We start from the raw sequence: 14981 nt of genomic DNA, 5'->3' as shown, positions 1-14981 counted from the left end.
GAAGGGATGCGGACTGAGGAGAGGATTTTTTAAAATGAACATTGCGCGCAAGATTGTTTGGATGAGCGTTGCGGCAGCCACTGTAGTGGGGCTTGCTGGCTGTGCGACCAGCGGCCCGGATGGACCGCCGATGGCGGCTTCGCCGAAAGGCGTCGAAGGCTCCTGGATCGACGCCAAGGGTACCGGCCTTTCGACCTTCGCCAGCGGCACCTTCACGACCGTCGCCACCGACACCGGCCAGAAGCTTGCCGATGGCAGCTACACCATGACCGGCGCCACGTCGGTGCAGATCAATGGCACGTCGCTGATCCGCCAGACCGCGGTCAGCTTCAACTGCCTGATGGTGTCGACAAGCCAGCTCAACTGCACCAGCTCCAGCGGCCAGAACTTCGTGCTGACACGGCGCACCTGAGCCAGCGAGTATTCGCTTCCCCAAGGGGACGGCGGCCATCGGCCGCCGTCCCTTTTTTATGCCGGCAAAAGTCCCCGGATTTCCGCTTGCGTCATCTGGAACGCGATGGGAACATGGTTCCAAACGCCGACTGTTATGTTCCAGTCAAGCAAGAGCGTTAAACGCCTCTGATCAGCCTTCCTGGAGACGAAGATGAAGAAATTTGCTGCCATTGCCGCCCTGTCCGCCTCGACGCTCGCCCTGTCGTCCGGCGCATCCTTTGCCGACTACACGTTGAACATCCTGCACATCAACGACTGGCACAGCCGCATCGAAGGCAACAACAAATATGAATCGACCTGCTCGGCCGATGAGGAGACCAAGGGCGAGTGCATTGGCGGCGCGGGCCGGCTGGTCACCGCGATCGCCCAGGAGCGCAAGAAGCTGGAAGGCCAGAACGTGCTGCTGCTCAGCGCCGGCGACAATTTCCAGGGATCGCTGTTCTACACGACCTACAAAGGCAAGGTCGAAGGCGAGTTCCTCAACGAGATGAAGTTCGACGCGATGGCGCTCGGCAACCATGAATTCGACGATGGCGAGACGGCGTTGGCGCCGTTCCTCGACATGATCAAGTTCCCGGTGCTCGGCGCCAATGTGAAGGCCAACGCGCAATCCAAGCTCGGCGACCGCGTCAAGCCGTCGATTGTCGTCGAGGTCGGTGGCCAGAAGATCGGCATCATCGGCGCGGTGACCAATGACACCCCGGAACTCGCTTCCCCCGGCCCCAACATCACCATCGAGGACGACGTCAAGTCGATCACCGCCGAGGTCGAGAAGCTGAAGGGCGAAGGCGTCAACAAGATCATCGCCGTGACCCATATCGGCTACAAGCGCGAGCGCGACGTGATAGCCAAGATCCCGGGCATCGATGTGGTCGTCGGCGGCCACAGCCACTCGCTGCTGTCGAACACCGACCCGAAGGCGGAAGGCCCCTATCCGACGATGGTCGACAATCCCGACGGCTACAAGGTGCCGGTCGTGCAGGCGGCGTCCTATTCCAAATATCTCGGCGAGTTCAAGGTGGTGTTCGACGACAACGGCGTCGTCAAATCGGCCAGCGGCGACCCGATCTTTCTCGACAAGTCGATCACTCCCGACCCGGCTGTGCTCGCCCGCATCAAGGAGCTTGGCGCGCCGATCGAGGCGTTGAAGAACAAGGAAGTGGCCGAGACCACCGACGTCATCGACGGCAGCCGCGAGAACTGCCGCACCCGTGAGTGCGCGATGGGCAACCTCGTCTCCGACGCCATCCTCGACCGCGTCAAGGGACAGGGCGTCGAGATCGTCATCTCCAATGGCGGCGGCCTGCGTGCCTCGATCGACAAAGGCACCGTCACCATGGGCGAGGTGCTGACCGTGCTGCCGTTCCAGAACACGCTGGCAACCTTCCAGATTTCCGGCAAGGACCTGGTGGCTGGCCTCGAGAACGGCCTCAGCCAGATCGAGGACGGCGCCGGCCGCTTTCCGCAGGTCGCCGGCCTGAAATATTCCTTCGACAAGTCGGTTGCGCCCAATGCCGGTCGCGTCAAATCGGTGGAAGTCATGGAAGGCGGCGCCTGGACGCCGATCAATCCGGACAAGGACTACCTCGTCGCCACCAACAACTATGTCCGCCAGGGCGGCGACGGCTACAAGATCTTCGCCGACAAGGCCAAGAACGCCTATGACTACGGTCCGGGCCTCGAACAGGTGGTTGCCGACTATCTCGGCGCGCACCGGCCCTACACGCCAAAGCTCGATGGCCGCATCACGGAGATCGCCGCGACCGTCGCGGCGGCGCCGGCGGCCGAGCCGGCCAAGCCTGCCGAAGCAGCAAAGCCCGCTGAGGCCGCACCGGCCGCGGAACCGGCCAAGCCTGCCGAAGCGGCACCGGCGCCCGCCCCCGCCGAACCGGCAAAGCCGGCAGAGGCCGCGCCGGCCGAAAGCAGCCATGTCATCGTTGCCGGCGACACCTATTGGGATCTGGCAAAGAAGGCCTATGGCGACGCGACCAAATGGAAGCTGATCTATGAGGCCAACAAGGGCCAAAGGCCCCATCGGCTTGCGCTTGGCGCAACCCTGTCCATCCCGCCAAAGTAACGTCGCTGCGCCTCTTTCAACGACGCGCCCGCCCGGGAAGCCGGGCGGGTTTTTTCGTTGCCTGCTAAGGTGCGGCCAGACGCTGCATTGAAAACTGGCGTGGCATCGCTAGTTTCGCGCCGTATCCGGAGACCATGTATGACCCTTTCCACCCCTGCCGATTCCAAAGCCGCGAAGGCCGGCGGCCCGTTGCCCGCCGGGCATCCGACGGTCAAGGCTGGCAAGGTCGGGGTCATGCTGGTCAATCTCGGCACGCCGGACGGCACCGATTTCAAGCCGATGTGGCGCTATCTCCGTGAATTCCTGTCCGATCCACGCGTCATCGAACTCAACAAGGCGATCTGGTACCCGATCCTCTACGGGCTGGTGCTCACCAGGCGGCCGAAGGCGTCGGGCGCCAACTACGCCCGGATCTGGAACCGGGAGAGGAACGAATCGCCCTTGCGCACCTACACCCGCGCCCAGGGCGAGAAGCTGGCCGAGGCGTTGCGCGACCTGCCCGAGGTCGTCGTCGACTGGGCGATGCGCTACGGCAATCCTTCGACCGCGAGCATCGCCCAGGGGCTGGTCGAAAAGGGCTGCGACCGCATTCTTTCATTCCCGCTCTATCCGCAGTACTCCGCGACCACCACCGCCACCGCCAACGACCAGCTGTTTCGTGCCCTGATGAAGATGCGCCGCGCACCGGCCATCCGCAGCGTGCCGCCTTACTACGATGAACCGGTCTATATCGAAGCGCTGGCGCGTTCGATCGAGCGGCATCTGGCCACGCTGGATTTCGAACCAGAGGTTGTCATTGCCTCCTTTCACGGCATCCCGAAACCCTATTTCGAGAAGGGCGACCCTTATCATTGCCACTGCCAGAAGACGACGCGGCTGTTGCGCGAACGGCTTGGCTGGGATGACAACAAACTGATCATCACCTTCCAGTCGCGCTTCGGCGCGCAGGAATGGCTGCAGCCCTATACCGACAAGACCGTGGAGAAACTGGCCAGGGACGGGGTGAAGTCGATCGCCATCGTCAATCCCGGCTTTTCGGTCGACTGCATCGAGACGCTGGACGAGATCGGCCGCGAGGCGGCCGAGACCTTCCATCACGCCGGCGGCAAGAACTTCGCCCACATTCCTTGCCTCAACGACAGCGCCGAGGGGATGGCGGTGATCGAGGCGATGGTGCGGCGCGAACTGTCCGGCTGGGTCTGACACCGGAACAACACAAGCTCCGGGGCGTTGTGCAGCACCTCCGGAGACTTTGATGCCTCGCAAACTTGACCTCAGAAGCGGCCGGCCCGTCTGGTCCGCCTACCGGGCGCCTGCTGTCCCGACGGCCGCGCTGACCCGTGACGCCAAGGCTGACGTGCTGATCGTCGGCATGGGCATCAGCGGCGCCATGACGGCCGAGATGCTGACGGCGCACGGTCATGCGGTGATCTGCATCGACCGGCGCGGCCCGCTGAAAGGCTCGACGTCCGCGACCACGGCTCTCGTGCAGTTCGAAATCGACCAGCCACTTTCGACACTCTCGAAGATGATCGGCAAGACCTCGGCGGAGCAGGCCTGGCGGCGCTCGCGGCTCGCCGTTTCCAACCTCGCTGCCCGCATTGCCGAACTCGACATCAACTGCAGCCCGAGCCGCAACCCGTCGCTCTATCTGGCGGGCACTCTGCTCGGCCCGTCGGAACTCCGGGACGAGGCCGAGGCACGAAGACAGGCAGGCATCGCCGCGACTTATCTCACGGCAGCGCCGCTGGCGGAGAAATTCGGCATCGACCGCGAAGCCGCCATCCTCAGCCACGGCAACATCGCCCTCGATCCGCGCAAGCTGACGGCCGGGCTGCTGCTGAAGGCCTCGCAGCGCAAGGCACGCTTCTATGCTCCCGTCGAAGCGACGGCGATCGAGGACAGTGCCGACGAGGTGGTCGTGGCAACCAGGGATGGCCCCACCATCACGGCACGGCATGTTGTTCTGGCCACCGGCTACGAACTCGTCGACATCGTGCCGGCGGCGGCCCACCGGATCATCTCGACATGGGCGATCGCGACACGCCCGCAACCGCGAAAGATCTGGCCGCGCGCAGCGTTCATCTGGGAGGCGTCGGACCCGTACCTTTACATGCGCGCGACATCAGATGGCAGGGTCGTCTGTGGTGGCGAGGACGAGGATTTCGTCGACACGGCGCGACGCGACGAGTTGATCGCCGACAAGACTGCACGCATCGCCGAAAAACTTGGGCGGCTGTTCCCGCATCTCGACGTCAGGCCGGAATTCGCCTGGACCGGTTCGTTCGGCACCACGACCACCGGCCTGCCCTATATCGGCGCCATTCCCAGGCACCCGCGCATCCATGCCGTGATGGGTTACGGCGGCAACGGCATCACCTTCTCGCAGATCGCTTCCGAGATTGTCTCGGCCTCGATCAACGGGCAGAGCGACACGGATGCAGAGTTGTTTGCCTTCAACCGTCGATAGCAGACCCACAAACAATCCATCATCACCTGATTGTAACGTTCCTGAAACACACTTAAGTCTTTGGTGAAGCCGGCAGCGCGAGAATGGCTTTCGCGGCCTGCCTCTGAGGGAGAGCCAAATGGATTTCAGTGGTTTCGATATTGCGGTCATTGTTCTGGTCGCGCTTGTCGTGCTGGTGCTGTTCAAAGGCATCAAGACAATTCCGCAAGGCTATAACTATACGGTCGAACGTTTTGGCCGTTACACCAAGACACTGAGTCCAGGCCTCAATCTCATCACGCCTTTCGTCGACCGCATCGGCGCCAAGATGAACATGATGGAGCAGGTGCTCGACGTTCCGAGCCAGGAAATTATCACCCGCGACAACGCCATCGTCGGGGTCGACGGCATCGCCTTCTACCAAATCCTCAATGCGGCGCAGGCCGCCTACCAGGTTGCCGGACTGCAGAACGCCATCCTCAACTTGACGATGACCAACATCCGTACCGTCATGGGCTCGATGGACCTCGACGAGCTGCTGTCGAACCGCGACGCCATCAAYGAGCGCTTGCTGCGCGTCGTCGACGAAGCCGCGCATCCGTGGGGCATCAAGATCACCCGCGTCGAGATCAAGGACATCAACCCGCCGGCCAATCTTATCGAATCGATGGGCCGCCAGATGACGGCCGAGCGCAACAAGCGCGCGCAGATCCTCGCCGCCGAAGGCCTCAAGCAGTCGCAGATACTCGAGGCCGAGGGCCGCAAGGAAGCCGCCTTCCGCGACGCCGAGGCGCGCGAGCGCTCGGCCGAAGCCGAAGCGCGCGCCACGCAGGTGGTGTCGGAAGCAATCTCGAAGGGCGACGTGCAGGCGCTGAACTACTTCGTGGCGCTGAAATACACCGAAGCGCTTGGCAAGATCGGCACGGCCACCAACAGCAAGATCGTGCTGATGCCGATGGAAGCCTCGTCGCTGATCGGCACGCTTGGCGGTATCGGCGAGATCGCCAAGGAGGTCTTCCGCAGCGATGGCACGGCCGGCGCGCAAAGGCAGGCCGCACGCCCGCCGGTGGTTCGCCCAAGCGAGAACTGAGGGGCATACTCCCATGTTGGACCGCATCATTTCCGAACTCGGCCCGTGGAACTGGATGGTTCTGGGCTTCGTCCTGCTGGTGATGGAAATCATCGCGCCAGGCATCTTCATGCTGTGGATCGGCATCGCCGCCCTGATCATCGGCGCGGTGTCGCTGTTGATCTGGGATGCCGGTTTCTGGACCTGGCAAGTCCAGGTCCTCGCCTTCCTGGCGCTGTCGCTGGTCTCGGCCTATGTCGGCAAGAAGCTGGTCGGTGGTCACGATGATCCGACCGACCAGCCGCTGCTCAACCGGCGCGGCGCGCAGATGGTCGGCAAGATGGCAACGCTAGCCGAACCGATCCGGGACGGGCGTGGCCGCATCAAGCTGGGCGATACGCTGTGGCGTGTCTCCGGCCCGGACCTGCCCGCCGGCACGCAGGTGCGCGTGACGGCTGCGGCCGACACGGATCTGGAACTGACCGTCGAGCGGGTCTGAACGCTTAGGCTGCGCCGATGCGCAGGAGATCGTGCAGGTGGATGAGGCCCACCGGCCGTCTGCCTTCCACCACCATCAGACTGGTGATGGCTGAACTGTTGATCGTCTGCAGCGCCGTTGCCACGAGCGTATCCGGCGACGCCGTTTTCGGTCCTTTTGTCATCACCTCATCCACCGTCATCGCCAGCAGATTGCTGCCGATGTGACGCCTTATGTCACCGTCGGTGATGATGCCGGCCAGCGCGCCGTCGGCGTCGGTGATCGCCACGCAGCCAAATCCCTTGCGCGACAGTTCCAGGATCGCGTCCTGCATGCCGGTGCCCGTGACCACCAGCGGCAGCCTGTCGCCGACATGCATGATCTCGCGGATCTGCGTCAGGTTGGCGCCGAGCTGGCCACCAGGATGGAAAGTACGGAAATGGTCCGGCGTGAAGCCGCGTGCTTCGAGCAGGGCGATCGCCAGCGCATCGCCCATCACCAGTTGCAGCAGCGTCGACGTCGTCGGCGCCAGGCCGTGTGGACAGGCCTCAGGCGCGCGGGGCAGCAGCAGCACGACGTCGGCGGCCCGCGCGAGCGCCGATGTCTCTCCGGCGGTGATGGCGATAAGCGGAATGGAGAAGCGTCTGGAATAGGCGACAATGCCCATCAGTTCCCTGCTCTCACCCGACCACGACATGGCGATGATGGCATCGTCCCTGGCAATCATACCGAGATCGCCGTGATTGGCTTCGGCGGGATGGACGAAAAAGGCCGGTGTGCCGGTCGAGGCCAGCGTCGCCGCGATCTTCGAACCAATATGGCCGCTTTTGCCGACGCCGGTGACGATCAGCCGACCCTCGATCTTCGAGATCATCTCGACGGCCTGGGCGAAAGGCTCAGCCAGTCCGTTCTCGAGTGCCTCGGCAAGGGCCGCGACACCAGCCTGCTCCGTTGCCACCGTTCTCAGTGCCGAAGCGATCGAGGCTTGCCTGTCCAAAGGCTTCTTATTCAGGGATCCCGCATGCATGGCTGATGCGATTAGCGCGTTGCCGCCCGCCTGTCCAACAGAAATGGCCCCACGATGGCTAGGGACAACGACAAGCAGGCAATTAAAAGGCCTAACGCACGCCGCATGAAACCCTTTGGAAATCGGCACTTGAGGCCGCTGACGACCTCCAGCCTCAACCCTCCGTTAACCATCCCCATTTACGGTTCGGTAAGTATGGCGCGCGTGCGCCGCGCAAGCAGTGGTGACGATGTCCGGGGGCCAGCCAGAAAAATCAGGAGGACGAAAGGGCAAGGCTGCCTGCGCCTTGCTACTGGCGACCAGCATGCTTGCCTTGCTGCGCCCGACGGCGCTCCATGCCCAGGAAACGGAGCTGCGCGGCGAGGTTTCCGAAACGGCAATCCTGTCCGACCAGCAGCGCAAGGCGAGACAGCTGGCTCTGGCAGCCCAAGGCCAGCAGGCGCCGGTCAACGCGGCGCACGATAATGCGCCGGCACGAACCTACCTGCCGGCCAGCGCCGGCGCGGTGCCTGATGACACGGACGCCGGCGCCGCGACCGCGATCGGCAGCGTGTTCGATCCGCCTTCGGCCACCGACGATGCCTCCGCCGATACCGCGGCACCGCCAAAACCTCGTCGCCGGCCATCGACTGCCAGACAAAGTGCGGCGGATCAGGCCAAGGACAAGGCGGCCGGCAAGTCGAGGAAGAAAAAGTCGACGACCGCGGCCACGGACGCCGCGACCACGGGTGCCATCACCTCTACGACGGATGATACCGACACCAATGACACGGATCAGGAGGCGGCCAACCGCCGCGCCCTCACCATCGACAGCGTCGACAGTCAGAAGCTTGACCGCGGCGCCGAACGCACCGCCTCCATCGAAGGCCAGGACAAGAAGGCCGAGGACGATCCGTTTGCCGCCACCGGCGTCAAATGGGGCTCTTTCGTCATTCGGCCGACGATCGAACAGGGCCTGACCGCCACCTCGAACGGCGATGCGAGCAGTGCCGGCACGTCGGCGCTTCTGTCCGAGACGGCGCTGCGCTTTTCCGCCGCCTCCGACTGGCGTGAGAACTCGGCGACGATCGACGGCTATGGCCTTTTCCGCGAAACCGTGTCGGGCTATTCGGTTCACGATGAGCAGGGCCGCATAGAAGGCCAGCTCAACGTCGACCTCGACAACGAGCTGCGCGCCATCGCCAAGCTCGGCTACGAGGCGGTGCCGGAATCAGCCTCCTCGCCGGACGCCATTGCTGGCGTCAACACGCAGCCGCTGCGGCAGACCGTGGACGGCAGCCTCGGCATCGAGAAGGACGTCGGCAAGATGCGCTATGCGTTGACCGGTGCGGTGACGCACGATTTCTTTGGCGACGCCGAGCTTTCGGACGGCACCTCGTTGTCGCAGAAGGACCGCGACTCCACGCTCTATACGGCAACCCTGCGCACCGGCTACGAGATTTCTCCGGCACTCACCCCCTTCACCGAAATCGAGGTCGGTCGCCGGACCTATGATCAACGCATCGACACCGATGGCTTCGAGCGCTCCTCGACGCGCCTCGGAGGCCGCGCCGGCCTTGAGCTCGACATGGGCGAGAAGCTGTCGGGCGAATTCTCGGCCGGCTGGCTGCGGGAGGCGATCGACGACGATCGGCTCGAAGCGATTTCGGGGGCGACCGTCAACGCCGACCTCAAATGGTCGCCGGAACGCGGCACCACGATCGGCCTGACCGGCCTGACCACCGTCGAGCCCACGACCATCGCCGGGCAAAGCGGTGATATCCTTTATTCAGGCCGCTTGACGGGCGAGCGGCAGATCCGCGCCAACCTCACCGGAAATGCGGCTCTGGGCCTTGATTGGCGCGATTATGTCGGCGTCGACGGCCATGACAGGACCCTGAGCGCCGAGGCCGGCCTGACATGGTGGCTGAACCGCTATGCCGGCCTCACCACCCGGGTGAGGACCGAAAAGCTGACCAGCAACCTGCCGGGCCGCGACTACACCGCCAACAGCATCTTCCTGGGCGTGAAGGTGCAGCGCTAAGCACTGCGCCAAGAGCGATGGGGCCCGATAACCGGAGCGGAGCGTGCGTTTGGGAACGTGAGCACCGGAAGCGCAGGAACCGTCGCTCGCAGGCCGGCCTCACCTGAATATCGACATAGCCCTAGAAGGCAGCGCCGCGACGCTCTGATGGTTTCAGCTCGTCGAGAAGCGTGCGGATGACACCGGCCATGTTCTCGTTCATGTCGCTGCGCCACAGCGCGAAGGCGACATTGGCCTCGACGAAGCCTTCCGGCGATCCGCAATCAAAGGTACGGCCCTGATAGTGGTAGCCATAGAAGGGCTGCTGCTTTTCCAGCTTCAGCATCGCGTCGGTGAGCTGGATCTCGTTGCCGGCGCCCTTTTCCTGGCCTTCCAGGATCTTGAAGATCTCGGGTTGCAGGATATAGCGGCCGTTGATGTAGAGATTGGACGGCGCCGTGCCGGTCTTCGGCTTTTCCACCATCTCGGTGATGCGGAAGCCGTGATGCGTATCCTCGCCGCGGCCAACGATGCCATATTTATGGGCTTCGGCCGGGTCGCATTCCTGCACCGCGATGATGTTGTTGCCGGTTTCCTGGTAGAGCTCGACCATGTCCTTCATGCAGCTCTGTTCTGACTGCATGATCATGTCGGGCAACAAAAGGGCGAACGGTTCGTCGCCGACCAGCTCGCGCGCGCACCAGACGGCATGGCCAAGGCCCAGCGGCACCTGCTGGCGGGTGAAGCTGGTCTGCCCCGGCGCCGGCTGCAGGCGCTGCAGACGGGCGAGCTGGTCGTCCTTGCCGCGCTGGGCCAGCGTGTCGTAGAGCTCGAACTGGACGTCGAAATGGTCCTCGATGACGGCCTTGTTGCGACCGGTGACGAAGATGAAATGCTCGATACCGGCCTCGCGCGCCTCATCCACCACATATTGAATCACTGGCCGGTCGACGACGGTCAGCATTTCCTTGGGGATGGCCTTGGTGGCCGGGAGAAACCGTGTGCCGAGACCGGCGACCGGGAAGACTGCCTTGCGAACTCTCTTCATGCTGTCAATTATCCATTTGATGGCCTGCTCCGCAATCCCCGTTTCAAGACATTTTCACGCCGGAATTGAGGACTACCGAGCAACTGAGGGGAACATTCCCCGGTAAAGCTTTGAGGCGTCTTTTCGTTCCCGGCAGCACCTATGGTAAACTAATTCCTAACCTGGTTCGGCGATGAATGGTCTTTCCTGAGACAGAGAAAGGGGAAAAGATGTCCGTTCGCAATGCCGCAAAGCGTTTTACCAGCGTCATCGCGGCAGCCAGCCTCTCGCTCGCCCTGCTGATGCCCGGCCCGGCTTTCGCCGATGCCGGTTTCCGGCAGTGGGTCGCCGGCTTCCGCGCCACAGCCGTGCAGAGCGGCGTTTCCGGTGCCCTCTACGACCAGGCCTTCAGGGACATCAGGGATATCGACCCGGTAGTGCTGGAAAAGGCGCGTACGCAGCCTGAATTCACCGCGCCTGCCTGGGACTATTTCGACAACCGCGTCCATGACCAGTCTGTCGCCGTCGGCCAGCAAATGGCCAAGAAGTGGAAGCCATGGCTGGACAGGATCGAGGCCAAATTCGGCGTCGACCGCTACATCCTGCTCGCCATCTGGTCGATGGAATCGAACTATGGCGAAATCCTCAAGCGCGACGACATCATGCGCAACGTCGTGCGCTCGCTGGCGACCCTGGCCTATGCCGATCCGAAGCGGGCAAAATTCGCCCGCACCCAGTTGATCGCCGCGCTGAAGATCCTGCAGACCGGCGATATCGACGAAAGCCATCTGAGCGGATCCTGGGCCGGCGCCATGGGCCACACCCAGTTCATCCCGACCAGCTATCTGCACTATGCCGTCGACATGGACGGCAACGGCAAGCGCGACATCTGGAATTCGATCCCCGATGCGCTGGCGACAGCGGCCAACCTGTTGAAGAAGAATGGCTGGCAGGCCGGCAAGACCTGGGGCTATGAGGTCACCTTGCCGGCCGGCAAGCTTCCTGGCGGCTCGAAGACGCTGTCGCAATGGCAGGCGCTCGGCGTTGCCAGGGCCAACGGCAAGCCGTTCAAGAACGGCTCCGACAAGGCGACGCTGAAAGTGCCGGACGGCCGCGGCGGGCCAGCCTTCCTGATGGTCAAGAATTTCTCGGTCATCAAGGCCTACAACAATGCCGACAAATATGCGCTTGCCGTCGGTCTTCTCGCCGACGAAATCGCCGGCTCCAGCGGTCTCGTGCAGGACTGGAAGCGGCCTTTCACCAAGCTCACTTTCGAGGAAAGGCAGGAGCTGCAGAAGCGACTTTCCCAGCACGGCCTCTACGACGGCAAATTCGATGGCAAGATCGGCGACGGCTCGAAAACCGCCATCATGGCCTTCCAGGCCAAGGCCGGATTGGCCCAGGACGGCTATCCGAGCATGGAAGTGCTGAAGTGGCTCAGGCAGAAATAGGGCCACCTGCGGTGCCGCGCGGCCTTTCGGACGCGCAAAGGACACTGTAGCAATCTGTATGGTGCAATGACCTTCGAAAGTCGACGCGACTCTTCAAGGCAGTGCGCCACGGGATGGAGGAAACGATTGGCTTCGGCTGCGCGCATCGCAGGGCTTGTTCGTCGCATGCCGGTGCTGATTCTGGCCGTCGTCGTTCTCGCCGTCGGCTTGGCTGGCGCCTTCCATGCGCCGGCCATCGCGCAGGAGCAGCAATACCGCGGCTGGTCGTTGCGCGACTCGTTGCGCGACCTTTTGTTCCCACGCCGCAGCGAGCGGATCGAGCCGCCGCTGAACATCCAGAAGGCGAAGCCAAAGCCGCGCAAACCCCGCGTCCCGCGTGCGCCGGCCGAGCCGCAAATGCCGATCGCCGAGAAAGTCCCGGATGCCCGTACCGTCCTGGTGGTCGGCGATTTCATGGCGTCCGGGCTTGCCGAAGGCCTCGACACCGCCTTTGCCGAAAACACCGGCATCAGGATCGTGGCTCGCAGCAATGGCTCGTCCGGCTTCGTGCGCGATGATTTCTACAACTGGCCCGAACAGATCAAGGCGCTGATCGAGACCGAAAAACCGGCCGCCGTCGTCGTCATGCTGGGTTCCAACGACCGTCAGCAGATGAAGGTGGGGGATGTGCGCGAGCAGCCCCGGTCAGAGAACTGGACCAAGGAATACGAGCGCCGCACCGATGCATTCGGCAAGGCCATCGCCGACGCCAAGGTGCCCTTCCTGTGGGTTGGCATGCCGGCTTTCGGGGTGCCGAAGATGACCTCCGACATGCTGGCGTTCAACGACATCTACCATCAGGTCGCCGAAAGCCATGGCGGCGAATTCGTCGACGTCTGGGACGGCTTTGTCGACGAGAACGGCGCCTTCGTCACCAGCGGGCCGGACATGAACGGCCAGCCCGTGCGGCTGCGTGCCGATGACGGCATCAACGTCTCGAAGGCCGGCAAGCGCAAGCTCGCCTTCTATACCGAAAAGCCGCTGATGAAGATCCTCGGCCTCGCCGCCCCCGGAAGCGTAACCCCGGCGACCGCACCGGCGGGCGCGCCCGTCGAGGCGCCTGGGCCGGCCGCCGCGCCAATCGTCATCGACCGCACCGCGCCTATGCTGCTCAGCGATCCAGCACTCGACGGCGGCTCCGAACTTCTGGGCGCGGCGCCGCAGCCAAAGCCCAATCAGGATCTGCCCGGTGAAAAACTGGTGGTCGAGGGCAAGGCGCCGCAAGCCTCGCCCGGCCGCGCCGACGATTTCTCCTGGCCACCCCGGCCGCAGCCTGCGGCGGCTGTGGCCGCACCCGGCACGACGACGGCGATAAACCCTTAGAAGCTCCCTGAGCCCGTTTCGAAATTCGCTCCCGCGAGCACCGGAAGCGCAGAAAACGCCTCCAGATGGCTGCGGGAGTAGAATTTCCAACGGGCTCAGCTGGGCAGTACGGTGGACCCCATCAAGGCCTCGTCGATCGAGCGCGCCGCCTGGCGACCCTCGCGGATCGCCCAGACGACCAGCGACTGGCCGCGACGCACGTCGCCCGCCGCATAGAGCCTGTCGACGCTGGTCCTATAGTCGCGATCATTGGCTTCGACGTTCCTGGAACGGCGGCTGTCGGTGACGATCTTCATCTGGCCGTCCAATTCCGACACCAGGCCGGCGATGGTCGGGCCGGCAAAGCCAATGGCGATGAAGGCGAGATCTGCTCGGATGACGAATTCGGTGCCGGCGATCGGCTTGCGCTTCTCGTCGACCTCGCAGCACTTGACGCCGGTCAGCTGGCCTTCCTCGCCGATGAACTCGAGCGTCGCCACCTGGAATTCGCGCTCCGCCCCTTCGGCCTGCGAGGACGAGGTGCGCATCTTGGTCGCCCAGTAGGGCCAGACCGACAGCTTGTCTTCCTTCTCAGGCGGCTGCGGGCGGATGTCGAGCTGGGTAACGCGCACGGCGCCCTGGCGGAAGGCGGTGCCGACGCAGTCGGACGCGGTATCGCCGCCGCCGACGACGACGACATGCTGGCCGCCGGCGATGATCGGGTGCGACGGCCAGGCCACCGACTGGATCGGCTCGCCGCCGACCCGCCTGTTCTGCTGCACCAGATAGGGCATCGCATCATGCACGCCACCGAGATCGTCGCCCGGGATGCCGGCCGCGCGCGGCGTTTCGGAACCGCCGCAATAGAGCACGGCATCGTGTTCGGCGAGCAGCTCGGCAACCGGCTTGTCGACACCGACATTGACGCCGCAATGGAAGGTCACGCCCTCGCCCTGCATCTGCTCGATGCGCCGGTCGATATAGTGCTTCTCGATCTTGAAGTCGGGAATGCCGTAGCGCATCAGCCCGCCCGGCCGGCTTTCGCGCTCATAGACATGGACGTCGTGGCCGGCGCGGCCAAGCTGCTGGGCAGCCGCCATGCCGGCCGGGCCGGAACCGATGACGGCGACGCGCTTTCCCGTCTTTTTCTCCGGCGGATAGGGCCTGATATGACCGGTCTCATAGGCCTTGTCGGCGATCGCCTGCTCGACCGTCTTGATGGCGACGGGAATGTCCTCGAGGTTCAGCGTGCAGGCTTCCTCGCAGGGCGCGGGGCAGATGCGACCGGTGAACTCCGGGAAGTTGTTGGTCGAATGCAGGTTGCGGATCGCGTTGTCCCAGTCGCCATTGTAGACGAGGTCGTTCCAGTCCGGGATCTGGTTGTGGATCGGGCAGCCCGTCGGTCCATGGCAGAACGGAATGCCGCAATCCATGCAGCGCGCGGCCTGTTTCTCGACCTCCTTGTCCGACATCGGCAGCGTGAATTCGCGGAAATGCCGGATGCGGTCGGAGGCCGGCTGGTACTTGTGCACCTGCCGGTCGATTTCGAGAAAGCCTGTTACCTTGCCCATAGTCCAGTTCCTGCTGTCCAGATGGTACGGTTTTCG

12 protein-coding genes are annotated in these 14981 nt (G+C 63.7%); 9 read left to right on the top strand and 3 right to left on the bottom strand.

Annotated elements, in window-relative coordinates:
- Positions 1-34 precede the first annotated feature (34 nt).
- The 6 genes from omp10 to AC1DZP_RS26840 all read left to right on the top strand — a co-directional run bounded on the left by omp10 (position 35) and on the right by AC1DZP_RS26840 (position 6547).
- Positions 35-412, top strand: coding sequence for an outer membrane lipoprotein Omp10 (gene omp10 / locus AC1DZP_RS26865; RefSeq protein WP_095084566.1), 378 nt, complete (start codon positions 35-37; stop codon positions 410-412).
- Between the two features lie 192 nt (positions 413-604).
- Positions 605-2530, top strand: a complete 1926-nt coding sequence (locus tag AC1DZP_RS26860; RefSeq protein ID WP_477306583.1) for a 5'-nucleotidase C-terminal domain-containing protein — start codon at positions 605-607, stop codon at positions 2528-2530.
- A 138-nt stretch (positions 2531-2668) separates the two neighbouring features.
- A complete protein-coding gene (hemH, locus tag AC1DZP_RS26855) occupies positions 2669-3733 on the top strand; it encodes a ferrochelatase (RefSeq protein ID WP_477306582.1) in 1065 nt (354 codons plus the stop codon).
- A 52-nt stretch (positions 3734-3785) separates the two neighbouring features.
- Positions 3786-5000 carry an NAD(P)/FAD-dependent oxidoreductase gene (locus AC1DZP_RS26850; RefSeq protein ID WP_477306581.1) on the top strand — a complete coding sequence of 405 codons (1215 nt, stop codon included), beginning with the start codon at positions 3786-3788 and terminating at the stop codon, positions 4998-5000.
- Positions 5001-5118: 118 nt separating this feature from the next.
- Entirely contained in the window at positions 5119-6069 is a 951-nt protein-coding gene (locus tag AC1DZP_RS26845; RefSeq protein WP_477306579.1) for an SPFH domain-containing protein, read from the top strand.
- Between the two features lie 13 nt (positions 6070-6082).
- Positions 6083-6547, top strand: a complete 465-nt coding sequence (locus tag AC1DZP_RS26840; protein WP_457150797.1) for an NfeD family protein — start codon at positions 6083-6085, stop codon at positions 6545-6547.
- Positions 6548-6551: 4 nt separating this feature from the next.
- Here AC1DZP_RS26840 and AC1DZP_RS26835 read toward each other — a convergent pair whose 3' ends face one another.
- Positions 6552-7553 carry a KpsF/GutQ family sugar-phosphate isomerase gene (locus AC1DZP_RS26835; RefSeq protein WP_477306577.1) on the bottom strand — a complete coding sequence of 334 codons (1002 nt, stop codon included), beginning with the start codon at positions 7551-7553 and terminating at the stop codon, positions 6552-6554.
- A 229-nt stretch (positions 7554-7782) separates the two neighbouring features.
- On the opposite strand from AC1DZP_RS26835, the gene AC1DZP_RS26830 reads away from it, so the two are divergent.
- Positions 7783-9576 (top strand): outer membrane beta-barrel protein, encoded by a 1794-nt coding sequence (locus tag AC1DZP_RS26830; RefSeq protein ID WP_477306575.1) that lies wholly within the window; start codon positions 7783-7785, stop codon positions 9574-9576.
- A 121-nt stretch (positions 9577-9697) separates the two neighbouring features.
- Here AC1DZP_RS26830 and galU read toward each other — a convergent pair whose 3' ends face one another.
- A complete protein-coding gene (galU, locus tag AC1DZP_RS26825) occupies positions 9698-10603 on the bottom strand; it encodes a UTP--glucose-1-phosphate uridylyltransferase GalU (protein WP_457150800.1) in 906 nt (301 codons plus the stop codon).
- Positions 10604-10812: 209 nt separating this feature from the next.
- Here galU and AC1DZP_RS26820 point away from each other — a divergent pair, with 209 nt between their 5' ends.
- Together AC1DZP_RS26820 and AC1DZP_RS26815 are read left to right on the top strand one after the other, a co-directional pair.
- Complete coding sequence (locus AC1DZP_RS26820; RefSeq protein WP_477306573.1) at positions 10813-12033, top strand: lytic murein transglycosylase; 1221 nt, start codon at positions 10813-10815, stop codon at positions 12031-12033.
- Positions 12034-12159: 126 nt separating this feature from the next.
- A complete protein-coding gene (locus tag AC1DZP_RS26815) occupies positions 12160-13395 on the top strand; it encodes an SGNH/GDSL hydrolase family protein (RefSeq protein ID WP_477306571.1) in 1236 nt (411 codons plus the stop codon).
- A 95-nt stretch (positions 13396-13490) separates the two neighbouring features.
- Here the strand turns inward: AC1DZP_RS26815 and AC1DZP_RS26810 are convergent, their stop codons facing one another.
- Positions 13491-14945, bottom strand: coding sequence for a glutamate synthase subunit beta (locus tag AC1DZP_RS26810; protein WP_457150803.1), 1455 nt, complete (start codon positions 14943-14945; stop codon positions 13491-13493).
- Positions 14946-14981: the final 36 nt, after the last annotated feature.

The sequence above is a fragment of the Mesorhizobium sp. P2_F8 genome (assembly GCF_056403655.1).
Note: the sequence above shows the minus strand (reverse complement) of the source record. Positions and strands in the feature narration are given on the sequence as shown.